Source organism: Apibacter sp. B2912, assembly GCF_009827835.1.
GTDB lineage: Bacteria > Bacteroidota > Bacteroidia > Flavobacteriales > Weeksellaceae > Apibacter.
Window position 1 is genome coordinate 162,792 of sequence record NZ_WINV01000004.1, and the last position, 20,351, is coordinate 183,142.

At 27.1% G+C, this 20,351-nt stretch carries 14 protein-coding genes and 3 tRNA genes; 12 read left to right on the forward strand and 5 right to left on the reverse strand.

The annotated features are described in order from the left end of the window. Positions 1 to 61 precede the first annotated feature (61 nt). Together era and GFV01_RS08255 are read right to left on the reverse strand one after the other, a co-directional pair. The gene (gene era, locus GFV01_RS08250; protein WP_160566380.1) at positions 62 to 952 is read right to left on the reverse strand and encodes a GTPase Era; all 891 of its coding nucleotides are present in this window, start codon (positions 950 to 952) and stop codon (positions 62 to 64) included. Positions 953 to 981: 29 nt separating this feature from the next. Then, the gene (locus GFV01_RS08255) at positions 982 to 1,905 is read right to left on the reverse strand and encodes an N-acetylmuramoyl-L-alanine amidase (protein ID WP_160566384.1); all 924 of its coding nucleotides are present in this window, start codon (positions 1,903 to 1,905) and stop codon (positions 982 to 984) included. Between the two features lie 135 nt (positions 1,906 to 2,040). Here GFV01_RS08255 and GFV01_RS08260 point away from each other — a divergent pair. The 7 genes from GFV01_RS08260 (at position 2,041) to GFV01_RS08290 (ending at position 7,140) form a co-directional block, all read left to right on the forward strand. Continuing rightward, positions 2,041 to 2,125: transfer RNA gene (locus GFV01_RS08260), tRNA-Ser, on the forward strand. 21 nt (positions 2,126 to 2,146) lie between these two features. Next, positions 2,147 to 2,219 (forward strand) — tRNA-Pro (locus tag GFV01_RS08265). Between the two features lie 18 nt (positions 2,220 to 2,237). Continuing rightward, positions 2,238 to 2,311, forward strand: a tRNA-Arg gene (locus GFV01_RS08270). Between the two features lie 376 nt (positions 2,312 to 2,687). Next, positions 2,688 to 3,302, forward strand: a complete 615-nt coding sequence (locus GFV01_RS08275; protein WP_160557688.1) for a hypothetical protein — start codon at positions 2,688 to 2,690, stop codon at positions 3,300 to 3,302. Positions 3,303 to 3,335: 33 nt separating this feature from the next. Beyond that, positions 3,336 to 3,953: a hypothetical protein gene (locus GFV01_RS08280; RefSeq protein ID WP_160566387.1), complete on the forward strand. Its 618-nt coding sequence runs from the start codon at positions 3,336 to 3,338 to the stop codon at positions 3,951 to 3,953. Between the two features lie 185 nt (positions 3,954 to 4,138). Continuing rightward, positions 4,139 to 6,475, forward strand: a complete 2,337-nt coding sequence (locus GFV01_RS08285) for an N-6 DNA methylase (RefSeq protein ID WP_160566390.1) — start codon at positions 4,139 to 4,141, stop codon at positions 6,473 to 6,475. A 20-nt stretch (positions 6,476 to 6,495) separates the two neighbouring features. Continuing rightward, a complete protein-coding gene (locus GFV01_RS08290; protein ID WP_160557685.1) occupies positions 6,496 to 7,140 on the forward strand; it encodes a hypothetical protein in 645 nt (214 codons plus the stop codon). A 1,290-nt stretch (positions 7,141 to 8,430) separates the two neighbouring features. Here the strand turns inward: GFV01_RS08290 and GFV01_RS08295 are convergent. Then, a complete protein-coding gene (locus GFV01_RS08295; protein ID WP_160566393.1) occupies positions 8,431 to 9,336 on the reverse strand; it encodes a DUF5655 domain-containing protein in 906 nt (301 codons plus the stop codon). Positions 9,337 to 10,404: 1,068 nt separating this feature from the next. On the opposite strand from GFV01_RS08295, the gene GFV01_RS08300 reads away from it, so the two are divergent. The 3 genes from GFV01_RS08300 (at position 10,405) to GFV01_RS08310 (ending at position 13,432) form a co-directional block, all read left to right on the forward strand. Further along, a complete protein-coding gene (locus GFV01_RS08300; RefSeq protein WP_160566396.1) occupies positions 10,405 to 11,556 on the forward strand; it encodes a merozoite surface protein 3b in 1,152 nt (383 codons plus the stop codon). Next, the gene (locus GFV01_RS08305) at positions 11,556 to 11,975 is read left to right on the forward strand and encodes a DUF6384 family protein (protein WP_160566399.1); all 420 of its coding nucleotides are present in this window, start codon (positions 11,556 to 11,558) and stop codon (positions 11,973 to 11,975) included. The genes GFV01_RS08300 and GFV01_RS08305 overlap by 1 nt, the downstream gene beginning before the upstream one ends. Positions 11,976 to 12,217: 242 nt before the next feature. Next, positions 12,218 to 13,432, forward strand: coding sequence for a hypothetical protein (locus tag GFV01_RS08310; protein ID WP_160566402.1), 1,215 nt, complete (start codon positions 12,218 to 12,220; stop codon positions 13,430 to 13,432). A gap of 646 nt (positions 13,433 to 14,078) precedes the next feature. On the opposite strand, the gene GFV01_RS08315 is transcribed toward GFV01_RS08310, so the two are convergent. After that, complete coding sequence (locus tag GFV01_RS08315) at positions 14,079 to 15,179, reverse strand: hypothetical protein (RefSeq protein ID WP_160566405.1); 1,101 nt, start codon at positions 15,177 to 15,179, stop codon at positions 14,079 to 14,081. Positions 15,180 to 15,523: 344 nt separating this feature from the next. Here GFV01_RS08315 and GFV01_RS08320 point away from each other — a divergent pair, with 344 nt between their 5' ends. Further along, entirely contained in the window at positions 15,524 to 16,222 is a 699-nt protein-coding gene (locus tag GFV01_RS08320; RefSeq protein WP_160566407.1) for an OmpA family protein, read from the forward strand. Between the two features lie 27 nt (positions 16,223 to 16,249). Here the strand turns inward: GFV01_RS08320 and GFV01_RS08325 are convergent, their stop codons facing one another. After that, on the reverse strand, positions 16,250 to 18,421 hold the full coding sequence (locus tag GFV01_RS08325) for a helix-turn-helix domain-containing protein (protein WP_160566410.1): 2,172 nt from the start codon (positions 18,419 to 18,421) through the stop codon (positions 16,250 to 16,252). 301 nt (positions 18,422 to 18,722) lie between these two features. Between GFV01_RS08325 and GFV01_RS08330 the strand changes: the two genes are divergently transcribed. Beyond that, positions 18,723 to 20,054 (forward strand): hydroxymethylglutaryl-CoA reductase, encoded by a 1,332-nt coding sequence (locus GFV01_RS08330; RefSeq protein WP_160566413.1) that lies wholly within the window; start codon positions 18,723 to 18,725, stop codon positions 20,052 to 20,054. Positions 20,055 to 20,351: the final 297 nt, after the last annotated feature.

Consider the following 20,351-nt stretch of genomic DNA (forward strand, 5'->3'; position numbering starts at 1 on the left):
AAGTACTTTTAATGAAAATAGCACAAAAAAATAAGTTAACCTATCAACCAGTTATTTAATCTTATTTATTTGTATATCCGAAATTTTTTAAATCCCGATCATTGGATCTCCAATCTTTTTTTACTTTGACATAAAGGTTGAGGAAAATCTTTTTATTAAAAAATTTTTCTAAGTCTAGCCGAGCTTCCGTCCCTACCTTTTGAATTTTTTGTCCTTTATGACCGATAAGAATGCCTTTTTGTGTATTTCTTTCTACATAAATAGTCGATTCAATACGGATAATATGATCTTCTTCTTTAAAGCTTTCGGTAACGACTTCTACAGAATAAGGAATCTCTTTTTGATAATTGAGCAATATTTTTTCCCGAACGGTCTCATTCACAAAAAAACGTTCCGATAAGGTGGTAAATTGTTCTTTATCATAATAAGGAGGCATTTCCGGCAATAAGCTTTTAATTTTTGGAAGAATTAATTCGGTATTGAGAGTATGTAAGGCAGATATAGGAAGAATTTCTGCATTTGGTAATTGGTTATGCCAAAATGCAACGCTTTCTGAAATAGTTGAAGCATCTTTAGCTTTATCAACTTTATTTAGTAATACTATAACAGGTATTTTTACCGAATTTAATTTTTTAACTAAAAATTCTGAAGGATTTTTTTCTTCGCCAAATTCTGTGATAAATAAAATCAAATCAGCATCTTCAAAAGACTCTTTTACAAAATCATTCATTTTTTCCTGCAACTCATAAGCAGGATTTTGTATGATTCCGGGGGTATCGGAAAATATAATTTGTGTATTTTCATCGTTCCAAATTCCATATACTCGATGACGAGTAGTTTGTACTTTTGGAGTTACAATGGATAGCTTTTCTCCTATTAATTGATTTATCAAAGTGGATTTTCCTACATTGGGTTTACCTACAATGCTGACAAATCCTGAGTGGTGTGACATGAAATTAATTTTTTGATAAAATTATAAAGTTATTTAGTATTGGAACGATATTTTTTATTCAAGGCTTGTAAAATAGCCCAAGTTTCAGCATCTACATTGCCGTCAGCCTTTTCAGGTCTGAAATGCCATTGAAATGCACGGATTGTTAGATATGTATTTTTGTCCCATTCTCCGGTTAAATCTATTTTATAACCGTATTTTTTAAGTGCTTTCTGAAATTCCAACGGAGAACTGTAAGGATAGGTATCCGGAATATATTGCGTCAAATAATACTCTTTGTCATACTCCTCATACCAAGCTCCAATTCCGTACTGAGTATATAACTCTTTCCAAGGAAACATAGGTCCGGGATCTTGTTTTCTTAACGGGGCTATATCACTGTGCCCCACAACATTCACAGGGTCAATCTCGTAACGATTAATAATGTTTTTGGATAAAGTCGCAACTTTCTTAATCTGATATTTTGGAAAATAAGTAAATACCAAAGAATCTTTTATTTTGGTATATCCTTTATTTACTATTTCAATACCTATGGAAGTATCATTTAAATTTTCTGTACCGTTCCATGAGCTCACTCCCGCATGCCAGGCTCTTTTGTCCTCACTAACTAAGATATCAATGGTATCGTTCGGCTGGTCGGTGATTAAATAATGAGCGCTTACTTGCCCTTTTTTAGCCAATATCTTAACAGAGGTTGGATAATCTGAAACTGTATAGTGTAAGACTAAAAATTTAATTCTTTCATTAAATGCAACGGAAGGGAAATTTTTTTGAGAAATAACATATTCCGGAATGTTGGCTTGGGTAATAATATGGTATTTAGGATTAGCATGGGTTATATATACAGTATCTCTAATAACCTTGCTATCAACGATAATCTTTTTTTGTGATCCACAGCTAACTAAGAGGAAAAGTGTACAACACAAAATGTTGAATTTTATTATTTGTATCATTTATTTTATTATATAATAACAAAGTTAAAAAACAGTAAAATAATTATAAGTCAAAAATTTTAAAAAAATACTTGCATATGTAAAATCTTACATTTACTTTTGCACTCCAAATTAGTTGGAATTCAGACTAAATTTGGAGAGTTGCCGGAGTGGTTAACGGAGCAGTTTGCTAAACTGTCGACAGGAAACTGTCGCGTGGGTTCGAATCCCACACTCTCCGCATTAACACACAAGGTATATTCGGGGTGTAGCGCAGGTGGTAGCGCATCTGGTTTGGGACCAGAGGGTCGCAGGTTCGAGTCCTGTCACCCCGACTTGATAAATCAGAAAGGGGTCGCGTAGCTCAGCTGGATAGAGCATCTGCCTTCTAAGCAGACGGTCAAAGGTTCGAATCCTTTCGCGATCACAATCTTTAAGAGTAGTTTATTACTCTAAAAATATTATTAGGCCTCTGTAAATATTATTTATAGGGGTTTTTTATTCGTAAAGGTTAAATCCAATTCCCCATTTTTTGCTATTTTATACTGAATTTGTTTTTCTTAGAATCCTAAGCCTACGGATTAACTTGAATCGGAATATCAATATTAAGCCTTTAAATCTTTGATTATATGGGTTTATTTTCGGTTTAAGTTGGGTAGCTGAAAGTGGATTAAATGAGACTGTACTTAAGTTAAATAATGAGACAAAATTTATATATTTGAACTAAACGAATAAAAACATAAATCTATGAATACTAACGATTTTGAATTTATACACAGAAGTTCCTTAAAATAAATCAACCTATGGAAGGGGAAACGCCATGTCGTTATTCGATGATGGCGCTATTATTAAGAAATGCAAGAAAACTTGCTGGAAGAAATATTGAGACTGGAGTTTATGAAATGAATGAGGTGAATGAGAATAATTTTGTTGAACAAACTTATTATTCAATGCAATATACTTCTCTTATTAATTATCTTATCCTCCTTGAGCAAATCGGAAGTATATTTAAACCTAAGGAAATAGATAAAATTGAGAAAACTAATGGTATATACTGTACTTTAAAATATTTTTCCCCACTAAATCAAGAAAAAATAGATGCAATCAAAGCTTTAAGAAATAGTTTAGTTCATAAGTTTGGGTTAGCTACAGAAAAAAAAGATAAAGGTGCAGGAAGTTTTAAATTTTTGTTATCTATTAAAAAAAATAATGAAATTGTTATTCCTAAATATTGGTCGGGGGATTTTTCTGATAAAAGTGATAATACTTTGACAACAATTTTCATTCCTAGTTTTGAAGATTTGGTAGAAGGAATTTATTCAAATATCGTTCAAGATTGGGAATTGAGTAAATTAGAGATATTACCAGAAGTTACTATTAATGAAATTAAAGCTAGATATACAATTGTAGAGGACTAGCTTAATCCTAAACATTAAACTTATCCCTTTATTATGAAAATGACTGAAACTAAAAAAATTATAGATTTCATAGAGGAGAATTCTGATGAAATTGTTGAAAATATTGAATTTGAAAGTATTGTGACATATAATTTCTTGAAAAAGCAATTTGCTGATTTTGATGTAAGGAAGAATTACTTGTTTCAATTTGTATATAGAAGTTTTTATAGATTAGATAATGCAGGATTAACCTCTGAATTTAAAAATGAATATTTTATTATTCTGGAAGAGTATAGAAATCAAAATTTTTTTAACTTTTCTGATGTATTACAACGTTTGTATGAAATTCCTAGCAGAAGAGGGCTAAACACTTTTCAATTTTCTTTTACTACTAAAATGCTAAATATGATAGATGAACAAATGCCTATTTACGATAGTGGAGTAGCTAGAATGTTTAGTTTTGTTAGACCTTATGTTTCTCCGTTCGATGAAAAGTTGAAAATCTATATGAAGCAGTATGAAGAAATAAAAAATGTCTACAAAGAAATTTTGAATAAACATTTGTTGCCTAAGATTAATGTATATTTTGATGAAAGATTTAAAGAATACAAAATCAATGAAATAAAAAAAATGGACTTTGTATTCTGGTCTGCTGGGAAATTGAAGAATTAGTAAAACTAATTATTATAAATAGTTAAAAATGTTTTAATTACAATTTAAATTTGTTAAACTAAATAAAAATATGACTTAAAATTAGATATTATTTATTATATATATTTATATTTAATTCCATAAAAAGAGTAATTAATGAATATTTTTGCTAATCAATTATTTTTTACTTTTGCATAAATATTATAATGAGAGATTTAGCTGTAATAGATAATTGGACAAGAAGTTTTGGATTACTTCCAATCCATCTTAATCCTAATATTGGTGATATGAAGTTTCTCATGTTAAATGGAGGATATGCTGATTTTTGTTTGGAAATTTCTTCAAAGGAGGATATAATAGAGTCTTATTTTGAAAAATCGTGGTCAACAAATACTAAAAATTTTGTTGTAATTAATAACGATAATATAAAAGTTTATAATTGGTTAAGTGAAGAAGTAGAAACCATTCCTAAACAACAGGTAGAGAATTATTCAGATAGATTTTATAAATATCTGTTATCTAAATCATATAAGACAGAAAGTGATGTGGTACCCTTTGTCTTAGATATTTTTAGAAGACTACGGAATGTCACTCTTGAAAGAGAAAAACCATCAGATGCTTTAAATTTACTTTTTAAATTATTAATAAGTTTAGAAGAGGATTATTCAAATATAGATTATGAAAAATGGGGAATTAGGGATAGTGAGATTCCCAGTCAATTTGATTATTTTGTTGAATTGATGAAGCTGGGTGTTAAATCTATTAACCCAAGACTTGATTTGATTTTACGTCATGTTTCTGGAACTTTATTTCAAGAAGCTCATCGGGAAGTGATTTATTTTAATCCTCAACGAGATTTATTTGGAGGTATTTCTAATCAATTATTCATGAAGGAAGATATGTATTCAAGTATACATTATACTCCTCAATTTTTAGCTCGTTCAATAGTTGAAAATTGTTTAAAATATTTAGATTTTTCGGTAAAAAAAATAAAAATTTTTGATCCTGCTTGTGGTTCGTCTGAATTTTTAATAGAAGTATTAAAACAACTTAAGAATTTAGGTTATTCTGGGGAAATAGATGTAAAAGGTTGGGATATTTCAGAAAGTGCTGTAAATACATCTAAATTTTTATTACAATATGAAAAGAGGACACAATGGAATGACGATAATATGACTTTTGAAGTGAGGCAAGTAAATAACTCGCTTGAAGAAAAATGGGATGATGATTTTGACCTAATATTAATGAATCCTCCATTTCTGTCTTGGGAGTTATTGAAAAATAAGAAAGAAAGAGATGTCGTATTAGAAACATTAGGGGGTGAAGTGAGAAAAGGAAAACCAAATTTAGCGAGTGCTTTTTTTTATAAATCGGTAAAGTCTCTGAATAATCAAGGAATATTAGGGTGTATTTTACCATCTTCTATTTTTACATATGCTTCATATAATAATTTACGAAATGAAATTAATGAAGATCTGACAATAAAAATAATTGCTAAACTTGGAAATTTTGTTTTTGAGGATGCATTAACTGATGTCAGTTTTTTTATTGGGCAAAAACCGAAAACACGTGATTTACCCAAATTAATATGGAGTAAAAATGAAAAAGGAATAGTTCAAAATGTTTTAAGAGATTTAAGAAGAATGGATATTAATAATCAACAAGCAGTTGAGGAAAAAAATTATAGTATTTATACTTCTACAGAATTTCCTATTATTTCTGATAATTGGAAAATAATTTCATTAGCAGAAACTAAATTCAAAAAAAATATTGAGCGTTTTGTGCAAGATGGATTATTAACAAGAGTCTCAAATCTTTTTTCCGTTAAACAAGGTATTAGAACAGGGAGTAAAATGTTTATTATTAAGCTATCCCAATTTGAAGACATACCTATTTCAGAAAAAAGATTTTATCGAAAAATGATTAATAATGAATCAATAAAAAATGGGAAGATAGAAATAAAAAATTATGTTTGGTATCCCTATGATGAGAAAGGTTTAATAATAAAAAACGAAGAGACTTTTAGGGAAATTGCTCCATATTCTTATGAAAAGTTAAGTTCTTTCAAAGAACAGTTGTCTAATAGGGCTAGAAAAGATGAGAACTCTTGGTGGATTTTAAGTGAACATAGAGCATGGCTAATTAATAAAGAGAAAAGGTTATATTCGACGGAGTTTGGTAATGCAAATTCTTTTGGTTTAGATAAATTAGGGGAGTATGTTATTGAAAGAGGAAATGGTTGGATTCCAAAAAAAGAATTTACTTTTGACGACTATTATTTTTATTTAGCATTCTTTTCAAGTAATATTTTTAATAGATTATTATCAATTTATTCTAAACAACTTGCTGGTGGAGAATGGTATGATCTTGGGAAAAAAAATACAAGTAATATACCTATTCCAGAGGCTCATTTAACATTCGAAAAAAATCCAGATGTATATTTTAGATTGATAGAATTAGGAAAAGAATTAGAATCAGGCAATGTCTATGTTAAACAAGTAATAGATGATATTTTAAGGAGTTTTTTCTATCTTAATGTGTGAAATAATTAATAATATTGTTCATGATAGAGCCTCAAAAATTAATAGATTCCATTAATATAAATTGTAAAAACCTATTTATTAATCCTTTTAGGTTAAAATCATATACAAGGAGTCATACTAGTATTTTTTATAGAATAGAGGGTTCTTCTAAGGCTTTGAATAGATTTGATTATCCCTCTGAGTCGGTAGATGTTTTAAAATGGTTTAGAGATTTCTGGATATTTTTAGAAATAAAATTTATTATCATAACAGAGAAATTACCTAATAAAAATAATAATATATTTCATACATATATTTCTTTATCTGTCTTTCAAGGTGAAGATAGTGATTATAGAAAATATCAATTATTTAGAGCAGAGTGGGATGATAATTACAATCCTAATGAAAATCATTCTCAACCTCATTGGCATATTACTGCAAATCAAGCAATTGAAAGAACGTTTGAGGAATATTCAAAAACTTTTGATAAAGATGATTTTTTATTAATATTGGAGGACGAAAAACAGAAAGTTATTGATGTTAATAAAATTCATTTTGCTATGAATGGTAATTGGCAAAGTAGCCAAGGACATGTTCATAAAATTGATGATGAAGATAAAATTGTTAAATGGTTGCAAGGAATCATAGCACATCTAAGGGTAGAGCTTGAATATGTAATTTTGTAAAATAATTCCCCCTATACATCCCCCTGTCAGAATTTGAAAATTGTTATATGTTGGAAAATAAACAGGTTACAAGTCTGGGTTTCTATTCTTTCGCGATCACAATATAATTATAAAGACTTTCAATTTTTTGAAAGTCTTTTTTATTTTCTACAAAAAAACTTAATGAAACTCTCTTTTATAGCTTGTTTTTTGTTTTTTGCTTTTCAATTATTATATAGTCAGAAGATAGATGATATAATTGTTGATTTCGTTAAAATAAAGTTATATAAAACTTTATACATAATAAAGTGTATTATACGCTTATATCAAATCTAATATAGATACAGATAAGACGATTTTATTCTTACAAGGTTCGGGTACAGTTCTTTTATTTATTAAAGAAGAATCGGGAAACTTTTTCTTTACAATACCTTTGAATGTTATTAATTTTTTAAATTAATATAATCTTTTATTTATTTCTCCACCCAGAATTGATATAATATATGATATTAATAAATTATTCTTAACTATATTTTTAAAATATATTTGGTAAGTGTATTATTAATTATAAGGTTGCTAGTGAAATTAAAATAATTCATGATTATTTTAGTGCTAGTATTAGACAAACTGAATTGTTTAATATTTTTTAAATGGAATACTATAGCTGTTTTATCGGAAATAGATTGATAATAAAAAAATGAAGATTATCTTTTAGTTAATCTTTATTTAAATGATAAACAATTTTTTATAAAGTTTACCATTTAATTCTTAATTTTTGGAAATAGATACTCCACTTTCAAATTTTACTTAATGAAATAATTTTCAATTAGTGAAAAATTAACAGTAGGAATATTATTTAACTTATGATCAAAAAATATTAAACGTTTCTTAGGACTATTTTATTATTTTTATTGAATATTATGCTCCTTTAATGTGATTTTTATTGTCCTTTCGCGATCACAATCTTCAAGAGTAGTTTATTACTCTAAAAATATTATTAGGCCTCTTTAAATATTATATTTATAGGGGTTTTTTTATTTATTATAAAATAATAGTTCATTATTTATGTTCTTAAAATGGTTGAAATAAATAATTGTTACTAAAGATTTTATTAAAAATAAATCTAATGAAATCGTTAAAATATAGAATTTGAAATAGCTACCTATAATTTTCTGAATAATGAGAAGAATTATTTTTTTAGTTTGTATATCGGATTTAATTTTGATCTAAATACTATTAAATAATTATGTAGAACAGGTTAGATAATATAATAAAAAAATGATATAATTAGAAAAATAGATATTTTTTAATCTATAAAGCCTGTTTTATTAAACTCATAATATATTCTAAGTTATGCGTATCCTCAACAATAAGTTCATAATCTCCATTTCCCCAATGTCCAACTTTAGATACATCTCTCGTCAATTTTTTAGGATCATCCAATTCTCCACTTTTCTTATTTATAAAAATTTTCAACCCTTTTTTTAATAGTACAATATCTGCAATATTTTTATCTTTTTTGAAAGCAATATATAGTTTTTTAGGCTCTGTTTCAATATTAGCAGGAAGGTTTAAAATCGCATTTTTATACATTTCGTATAATTCTTTAACCTCTTCAGATTTGTGATCCAAATGATCCTCTTCTGTAAATACTTTTATAGCGTTAGTTACTTTTGATATTTTAGAGTTTCTGTCACTTTGTATCTGTTTAATACTAGGAGCTGATTTCGATTTTTTTATCGGATTTATTATGAGACTATCATTTTCATAACGTTTAATTTCCCATAATTCTATTGCTAAATCCTTAAAATTGGAAGACTGTTTCTGAAATTCGGTAAAGAAAGGGGAAACAAAAATTATTCGGCTCTGCGACCAATCCACCTCATTCCTTTTAATGGAATGCTTTTGGGTTTCATTATATTCGACAATAAAATCGGCTTTATACTCAAGCATCAGATTAAGATAAGAAACGCCCTGGTCTATAATACTGTAATTCCGTTCTCTTTTATACTCAATGATAACAAAGGCTTTACTTTCCATGTCAAAAGCAAGGGTATCAATCCGGCTATTTTTAATTGTAAATTCTGATTTAATATACTTTAATCCTGTTAAGATTTCCATATTATTTTCAAATAATAATTGAATTTCCTTTTCCAATTTAAAAGGCTTTTCTTTTAGTTCAGACAATTGGTTTTTATTTTGAGAAAGTACGAACATATAAATCAGTTTTAATAGTTAAGGGATAGATATTTACATATGTTTCTGAAATACGATAAGGTATTTTTTGCATTTTTTATTCCCATATTTATATATTGTTGGAGTACAAAACCTTTTATAGTCGGGCTTGACTTCTTAAGTTTTAAGAATGCTTATTTATTTTATTGAAATTCATCTTTGATAATTGATTTGTAGATTTTTCCTTTTAAATCGGATAAATATTTGAGAAATAAGTCTAAGAAATATTGTTTCACATCAACAAGCTCTTTCCCGCATCCGTCGTCCTTACGAAATATATTATCTCTATTATTAAAGATCTATTCAAACATGTAATGTAATTTACGACAAATTTAGTTTTTAAAATTTAAAAATTCATGTATACTTTATCGTATTTTTTGTAATTATCTTCAAGAGTAAGAAACAGAATCCAGAAAAGTAATTTTGGATTGCTTTTCTTTATTTTTTAAATTTTTTGGTTTTAAGGTTAATATTCTATTATTAATCAAATATGCGGAGAATGATATCTTGAAAACATCTGTCAAAATTTATAATAGATAATTTTATTTTAATGTTCAAATCGATTTCAGATTTATGGAAATAAAAATTTCAGGATATTCAGTCATGATAATAGGATAACTGTGATAAGGTTTTTCCCTTAGATACATATTAATGATTTCTGGAAATAATAAACATAACGGACATAAAATTGAAAGATAATTTGACTTAATAAAGAAATACAATTAAATACATTCAAAATGTTTATATTGTTAGCTATTATGCTGTTTTTAAAAGATCTTATTATTCTTTTTTTAAAAATTTTAATCATGTATCAATCATTATACAAATAATTCATATTCTTATTGAAATGATTACTTTTTTATTTAATTAATTAAATATTTTATCAGATTTTTCAATTAAATTTTTATAAACAATCCCAAACAATAACCATCTAAAATCTTTGACTAGAATTATATTAAGATCAAATTATATTAACATATTATACGTACAATTAAAATAAATGATTAAAAATTTTATATGTTTGCAAAAAACTTAAAAAGATATTATAAGATGTCTAATCATTTAATTACTTATGTAGATAGAGCTGTACAAAAGTTAAATAAAATCGGTATTTTAATAAAACCTCAATCTGATGCGCCGATTTTAAAATTATTAGATCATGTTGCTGAAATTGACAAAAATCGAATTATAGCTATAGCTCGCACTTTACAACAACAAAGTGCATTTAATGAAGTAGTTCGAGAGCAAATTGATGGTGTTCACGCTTCCGATCGTTATACAAAAATTGTTGTATATTTTGATAGCATTCGTGCCGATATGGAAAAAATGTTAAATTGGCTAGATGATGGTAAATTAGATTTTTTAGAAAAAATCAAAATGGGTTGGATGACCTTTATACGAGGTTCGATTCCAGATCGTTTTAACTTGATTAAGAAAACCTATTTAGATGTTGCTAAAGAAACAGGAAATCAGATTGAACGAGAACGTGTAATATTGAATGCTTATCAAGACTTTCGATTTGGTTTAAAACAAGCTCAAATCTTAGCAGAAGAAGTATTAGAGATTGCTACTGCCCGCCTTGAAGAGTGTAAACAAAAGTTATCATTAGCAATTGCAGAAGTTGATAATTTTACTGATAATGATAATTTAGCTCGTGCACGGTTAGAGCTATTGCGAGATGAAGCGCTACGCAATTTGCAAAAAGAAGATAGCCGATATCAAATAGTTTTAGATTTATCTAATAATTTAATGGTTTCTTACAATTCAGCGGAAGCCGTATTTGCCAGATTACAGCAAACAACGTCTGTAAAAGAACGTGTTTATCAACAAAGCGTGAGTTTTTTTTCGACCAATGAAGTTGTATTCACAGCTTTAAGTGCCTCTATCACTTCATTAAATGGCTTAAGTGAAAGTACCAAGACATTAGAAGCGATGAAAGATGGTATGAATAAAGGAATAGAAAGTATTGCTAAAATAGGAAATAAGCAACTAGAAGAAGGTTTGAGAGCTGGATATGGTTCAACTATAAAAGCTGATTCATTAAGAGCTTTGGTTGAAGCAATTGTTAATTATCAAGAATCAAGTAATCAATTAATTGCTGAACTAAGAAATGAGTCAATTGATAATGCGAAAGAAATTGATCGTATTGTTGAGGATGGTAAACAACGCTTTAATAATATTTTATTGAAAGTAAATGATTAATGGATGAAATAAAAGTTAGTGACCAATTAGGTGCAATGGCAATAATTGATGAATTACATCAAAAACAGCAATTATTAAATGAGCATCTTGATCGTGATAAATTACGCAATAATTTAGAGCATGGCATCAAAAATTATTATCAATCCCAGGGTCTGGATGTAGATAATGAGACTATTGAAATGGGAATTGATCAGTGGTTTGATAATCGTTTACATTTTATAGAATCGAAAAGATCAAGGTTTCAGCATTTTCTTGCCTTTTGTTATATAAAGCGTGGAGTTTTCTGTAAATGGTTTAGGTATGCTTTATTAACTCCAGTTATGATATTTATTTGGTTTTGTATAATATCATTAAATTTTCTAATATGTTATCATATTGTAACAAATTACATTTTTAAATATATTGATCAACTTAAATAGCATGCTAATAACATTGAAAAATCCATTTATTTACGCTAAAATTTCAGCAAATAAATTGAAACTTTAATTGCTATTTTGGTTGCACAAAATATTGATCTGAAAGTTTCTAAAATACTTATTACGTTAACTTTTGTTACTCAAAAAGTAAAAGAAGATTTATCAATATTTATACAAACTAAATATATAATTCAATTTACATTGTCCAAATTTAATTAAAGCAGGTTGAATTTTAGAATAAAAAAATGGATACAGAAAAAATCGAAAATAGAATAGCCAAGAAAGGGTTGGAAATTAAAGCTTCTATTGAAATCACGAAAAAAGAAATTGATGTTACTCATGAAAAAATTTCGAAATTAAAAAATGAACAGGTAAAAATATTCCAAAAGATAGCTACTATTTATTTACTGGAATCGCCCAAAAATGAAGATTCTCAAATACAAACAGCGATTAAGAATTTACAAGAATTGAATAGTAATTTGAAACGTAAATCTGATAAATTAGATATTCTAATCAATGATTATCAACAAAAAATAGATAATATTCTTATCAGATTAGATGATTTTTATAAGCTAAAGCTTGTACGTTTAGACAATGATTCAGAGTATATATCTCTTTTAAATCGATATAATGTTTCTAAGGAAAAATTAAATCTAGATAAAAAAAAAATTGAAACCTCAAACCAACAGTTTTCAACTAAAATAGAAAAGTACAATCAAAATCGATATTATAATTATTTGATTGATCGTGATTATGGAGAAAGTAGTTATAAAGGTTCTGGTATTATTCGTAATTTAGATAATTGGATTGCTAGATTTATAAATTTTTCTGAAAATTATAATAACCATAAAATATTAATTGCTTTAGTTGAAGAGTCTAAAATATGCTATGAATCTGAAAAAAATTTATGCCTATCTTTATTAGAGCAGAAAGATCAAAAAGAATATGATGTTGAAAAAAACTTAAAGTTGCCTAAACTCAAATTAGAATTGAAACAAACTGAGGAGTATTTGGCTTATTATAAAAAACAGAAACAGGATATAGAAAATGAATTAATTGAAACTCGATCGGGTGAAAGTAATGAATTTAGAAAAATATCTAATCGATTGGCTAAAATGCTACAAAGTCAATCTCAACAACGACTTCATGATATAACATTACAAACTAGATCAACAGAAGATGATATATTGTTGGAAAAGATAGCTGAATTAGATCAGAAAATAAACCAATTTGAAATTAGTTTTGAATCGATACAACAAAAGATAACGATTCTTGAAAAAACTTACAATCGTTTTGAACAAACCCTTTACCTTTTTAAAAAAAATAATATACCTAAATTATATTATGATTATCAGATTTCATCCTATGATCTTGACGAATTATTGAATAATATATACGATGAAGATATTTTTCCTGAATCCATTATTCATGCCCTTATTTCTTGTAGAATTCTTAAATGATAAATTAATTATCATCTTTATATTTTGTTAATAATTTTATAATCAGAGTTTTATTTTGTGAAAGTAAATTAATAACAACGTAAAGATTTAAATAAATTTTTCTTATTTTAAAATAAGTGTATAAAAGCTTACTACTATCTTCTTCAACGGAAATAAGCCGGAATTTATAAGTAGTTCCCAATATACAATTGGCTAATTATGGTACGAGATAATTTATGATTTTTATAAACCTGATGAAAAAAATACATTTCTATCTTTTAATGTTAAAATTTAAGTTAGATTAATTAGGGGAGACAGATATTTAATGAAATAAACTCGACGAGTTTAAAAAATTGGAATCCAAAAATATTTCATTCTTTTCTACAATGACATATATAAAATTTAAACCCTTATAAATTTATGATCATTTTTTTAAAGTAAGATAAAGTAAACTTTTTGACTTATAAGAGATTATTTATTTTTAAACATTTGTATGGGGTTAATAATAAAAATATCAATATCCCGGCTTCTATTGACAGAAAATAATTTGATCTTTTTTAATATAAATAAACATATATAGTTACTAAAAAACTTCTATTTTTCAAGTTAGTAATTTAAATAATCTAAAAATCTATATATAGTTTGTAAATTAAATTTAATTAATTGATCAAGCAGTGACAAAACTAAGTTTCAACCATAAAATATAGTAATAAATTTGTATATAGAAAGTTAAAGCAATAATAAGCCATTTTATTTTTGTGTTGTTAACAGCATTACCAACTATTATATAAAGTGGAAATAATGTACAACTGTATCTTGGAATAGAACCAAAAGTTCCGGTTGAAATAGGAAGTAATAGATTCAAAATAATCATTAGAGTAAAACTTAATTGATTTTTTTTAACATTTAAAAAATAAACAAACAAAAATAAAGATAGTAACGCTAAAGGAATTCTAAAAATAATAAAGTCATGAGGAATTCCGCCTGTTCTCCCCCAAGCCTTCTGTACTGTTGAAAAAGCAAAAAAATCTCCGGTCATATAATATTGATATAAGCAATAGCATAGAAATACTAATACAGGAGGAACGAAAAATAATGACTTAATAACAAGTTCTTTTTTAATTGAAAAATTAAATCTAAAATATCCAGAAATGATTCCTTTATTTTCTAAAAAAAATAAAAAAAGGATAAATACCGATAACATTCCATTAGCTCTAACAAGAACAAGCAAAGAAGATAGAATTGAGAAGATAAAATATTTTTTCTTATAAATACTAATAAATGAAAATATTAATAAAAGTAAAAAAGTACTTTCAGTTAAAAAAGCTGAAAAGTAGTAACTAAATGGGAGAAATAAAAAAAGTATAGTTATAAATAATGATTTCTTAGTATTGTTAAAATAAATGTTACAAAACCAGTAAATTCCAAGAAAAGCAGCTAAAGAAGATACAAGAGACCAAAAAAATGCAGCTGTGTTAAAACTTAAAGAAAATACTTTCATTAAAACAGAAATAATTCCGGGATATAGCGGAAAAAAAGCCCAAATATGATCTTTTTCAGCTAAAATATCCGGTGATGAATGTGGGTATCCATTTATTATTAAAGAATAGTATTTATGGGAGTCCCATCTATAAAAAATATCACCAATAAAAGTGTTAAAATTAGAATAATCTATAGCGTTCTTTAAAATAAAGACTGCTGTAAAAATATATACTATTTTAATGATAATTGCAACCAAGAAAATGTATACTATATTTTTATATTTCATTATTAAATTATTGCAAATGGTTAAACATAATATAAAAAAATCAATTAATATAATAAAAAAATAAAATTAATTCACATTATCTCAATTGAAAATTGATCAATAAAAATAGTAAAAAAATTAAGATAATGATATGGTTATTTTAATTATAAATCATTTTTTAAATGATTAGTATTCGACAAATACAAGTTCTTTTAATTTAAATTTATTTAATATCTTAAAAATAAAATATATGATAAGGTATAAAATAATTATTTATTAAAATTTTCCTAAATCAAATATTAATGTAAATTTACCTTCTTAATAAATAATACTGTGAGTTAATTTTTTTACATTAAATTATTAATATGAATAAAAAATTATATAAACCCCTTGTAAAATTTTTAGGAGCTTTAACAATTGTTTGTACTATAACAAGTTGTGAATGTGCCAGAGATAAAAAAGAAGAACTTGAAAAACAACAGGCAGAAAAAGAAAAATTAGAAAAAGAACAATCGGTTGAAGTAGATAAAATTGGTACAGTCATTCAAGGTACCTTAGATACTGCAACAGGAAATTTTATATATGAAACCGGGGATATATTTACCATAAAACTTCCGAACGGAGAAGAAATTTTCGAAGTAGGAAACAATTCAACCGAGGCTAAATTGTTTAATTTTCTAAAAGATTCAACTCTAAATGTAAGTGAAGACAAAACCAAAGGCTGGATTACATTAGATCGAGTATATTTTGATACAGGTAAAACCACTTTAACTACAGAATCAGGAAAACAAATAAAAAATTTAGCTCAAATTTTAAAAGCATTTCCTAAAGCTAAAGTTAAAATTGGAGGATATACTGATACTACCGGATCAGAAGAAACTAATAAAAAAGTTTCAGAAGATAGAGCAAAAATCGTTCAAGAAGAATTAATCAAATCAGGAGTACAAACAGAAAGAATATCATCTGAAGGATATGGATCACAGCATCCGGTTTGTGAAGCTAATGATACACCTGAATGTAAGGCACAAAACAGAAGAGTAGATATACGCGTACTTGAAAAATAGAATTTAATTACTCACAGTATTGTTTATTTATATGCCCAAATCGCTTCGTACAAATTTAATTTCGTCGTAAGAAACCTCATCTCCCAATGATTCCTTAATAAGTTTTAATTCTTTAGTATTTAACTCAGCTAATTTTTTTTCAATCAAAACATACTTTTCCTCAGAGATAAAATCATATACAGATACTTTATTTTTAGAAATCAATTTAGCCACATGATTGCTAATAGTAGAAACCGTCAAATTTCTAACTTTGGCTACCTCTATAAGATTTTTTCCTTCCTGCAAAAGCTGTAAAGTTAAATCAACCGTGTCTTCCTTTTTATTGGCTTTTGAAAAAGTTTCACAATCAGAAGTAAAAACATATTCTTTATATGTAATCCGTTGATCAATAAGATTCGTGGAAAGTATATATTTTATTTTCACTTTACTATCATTTTCAAATTCACAAATGAATTTTAGATATTGAGAAATTCTTGATTTATTTTTATAATCAAGATAATGAGTTTGCAAAGGTTTCCAAACTCTAAGAAAAAGCTCATCAGCAAAATATTCAACAGCGTCTTTAGCTCTCATTTCGATAGTTCGCCATATTTCCTCTTTATTGGTAATAGTTGATGAATTAAAACGAGAAAGAATATTTCGTTGAAATTTTTGATTGATTAACAAAAGAGAATGTAAGCACTCATCAATAGAAGTAATTAAATCCAAAACCTGTTGTTTTTCAGGAATAGATTTTTCAATAGTCATTTTGCGCCAATCCTGAATCCTATGAGTTAAAGAAAGAACCGATAAAGATTTAAAAAGAGTTTCAAGTCCAAAATTATATTTCTCTTCATTAAGAGTATTTTCTAACTCATGCACATTCCACATTTGATTTTGAAATTCATTTATCTTAGAATCTTGAATAATATTATGATTTCTTATAATAGATTTTAAAATAATTCCTTCCAAAGTTCGGCACCTGCTTAAGGCAACATAAACCTGGCCGGAAGCAAAAGATTTTCCTGCATCAACAATAACTTTATCAAAAGTTAGCCCTTGACTTTTATGGATGGTTACAGCCCAAGCAAGTCGAATGGGAAATTGAGAAAACGATCCCAAAACTTCTTCAGTAATCTTGCCCGTTTCAGGATCAATACTATATTTTATATTTTTCCAAACTTCATGTTCCAATAAAAAGGATTCTTTTTGATTTTCAAATCGAACATAAATTTCAAAATCCTCAATTTTTTCAATAATACCGATTTTTCCGTTGAAATACCTTCTGTTGCCGGAGCTGTCATTTCGAATGAACATGATTTGAGTGCCCTCTTTTAATACCAATTCCATATCAGTGGGATATGAGGTTTCAGGAAAAACACCATCTACAATAGCCTCAAAAAACTTAACAGGTTTATTGAGTTTTCTTAATTCATTCTCATTAATGGAAGTAGCAATAGAATTATGAGTTGTCAAAGTTATATAACCGGGTTCCTTCGGAATAAAATCAGGATCATATCTTTCATGAAGTAATTCAAAATCAATAGAATCAAAATCCTGGTATCGAATAGCATTCAATAAATTTATAAAAACAGGATCATCTTGCCTGTATACTTTTTTGAATTCAATACATACCGGAGGATAATTTTGCAAAACTAATGCATCAAAGAAAAAAAGGCTTTTATAATAATTCTTTAAAAGATTCCATTGTTCTTCTTTTATTACAGGAGGTAATTGATACATGTCTCCAATCATAAGTATTTGTACACCTCCAAAAGGAGCTGCATTTTTTCTTGTGTATTGCAAAGACCAGTTAATAGCATCAAGAATATCCGCACGCAACATGGAAACTTCATCGATAATTAATAATTCAACCTCCGAAAATAATTTTCTCTTATCTTTATTATACCTAAAATGTTGATGAAGTTCTAATTTAGTGATAGCAATATTCCGATCAATCCATCCGTCATTAACAGGAATAAAACTTGTAAGAGGAAATCCGAATAAAGAATGTATAGTAACCCCACCCGCATTAATAGCTGCTACTCCCGTGGGAGCAACGATAATAGTGTTTTTTCTAGTAGAATTTTTCAATTCCTTTAAAAAAGTGGTTTTACCCGTACCCGCCTTTCCGGTTATAAAAATGTTTTTGTTAGTATAGTTGGCTAAATCAAAAGCTAATTTCTGTTCAATATTGACTGCAGTGGATGGGTTTTCCATTTACTTTTAGGTTTTAATACAAATATATACTAAAAGTTTAAAAAAATAAATATAAAAAAGTAAACAAAATAGAGGATTTTAATTCTAAAATTAAAAAATAATTTAAAAAGAGTAAAATGTATAAAAAAATATTCAAAAAAATATAATTTGATTACTTATACTATATATAAAAGATTGTTCATCTAAGAATGTTACTAAACTATACTATTAAAAAAACAAAATGTCATGAACAATAAATGTAAATAATTACGATATAAAATTATAAATTTTACTTTTGTTAAAGACTTAATCAAGTAATAAGATGAAAAGTAAAATTATTGAAGGGTTTTCTAAACTAAATAAAGAACAAAAAATTAACTGGCTAAACCAACAATACGGAGGAGGTTCAGGAGATTTAAAAAATATATTAGAACAGTATTGGAATCACAACGATGATTTGCAAAAACTACATGATGAATTTACAGAAAACACTATAAGCAATTTTTACCTTCCCTATGGGATAGCTCCCAATTTTTTAATAAATGATGAAATATATGCCTTGCCCATGGCTATAGAAGAAAGCTCAGTAGTAGCGGCTGCCTCCAAATCGGCTAAATTTTGGTTAGATAAAGGAGGTTTTAAAACGAAACTTTTAGGAAACACTAAATTAGGACATATACACTTCATATATAAAGGAGAAGGGAGTAAATTATTACAATGGTTTAACACCCATTTAAAAGAAGAACTCATTAAACAATCGAAGGATCTCACTAAGAATATGCAGATGAGAGGAGGAGGAATTGTGAATATAGAGTTAATAGATAAATCCAAAGAGCTTGAAAACTACTATCAGATAAAAGGTTCTTTTAATACACAAGATAGTATGGGAGCAAATTTTATAAATTCATGCCTCGAACAATTTTCAAAAACATTTAAAACAGAATTTCAAAAATCCAATATATTTAATAAAGAAGAAAAGAACAGCCTGCAGATTATTATGTCTATACTTTCCAATTATACACCCGATTGTATGGCGAGAGCTGAAGTAAGCTGTAAAATAAAAGACTTAAAGGACGACAGCGGAATGCCTCCGGAGGAATTTGCCTGGAAGTTTAAACAAGCAGTTGAAATAGCAGAAGTAGAACCTTATAGAGCAGCTACTCACAATAAAGGAATTATGAATGGAGTTGATTCTGTAGTAATAGCCACAGGAAATGATTTTAGAGCAGTTGAGGCATGTTCACATACCTATGCCTCACATAAAGGGAAATACACCAGTTTAACTCATTGTGAAATTAAAAACGATCAATTTCGTTTTTGGCTTGATCTGCCTATATCCTTAGGAATAGTTGGAGGCTTAACGAAGCTTCATCCATTAGTAATAGCATCCTTACAAATATTAAATAATCCCTCAGCAGAAAAACTTATGCAAATTATAGCAGTTGCTGGACTGGCTCAAAATTTTGCTGCAATACGATCATTAATTACAACAGGAATTCAAAAAGGACATATGAAAATGCATCTTACCAATATAATAAATCAATTAGGAGCAACGGAAAAAGAAAAGAAGGAGATACTCAATATATTTAAAGAAAAAACAATATCACATCATTTAGTAGCTGCAGAACTGGAAAGACTCCGTAAAGAACAATAATGTTAAATAAAAGATACAATAAAAAGTATTAATAGTAAAGAGTACTATCAACCTATATATATAAAAAAAGTACTTGAATAAAAACATTAGAGGAAAGGAATTCAAAACTATCAATTAGAGAATACAACCTATAAAGATAATAAAATAGAAAAGAATAAGAACGAGCCAATAAGCACCAATACGAATGATCAGGAGAGAAGCAGGAATAAATAAAAAAAAATTAAAAATTTTTTTTGAGGTTAAGTGGTTCGTATTCAGTATATTAGTAATAAATTAGCAAAAAAGATTAAAAAAAGA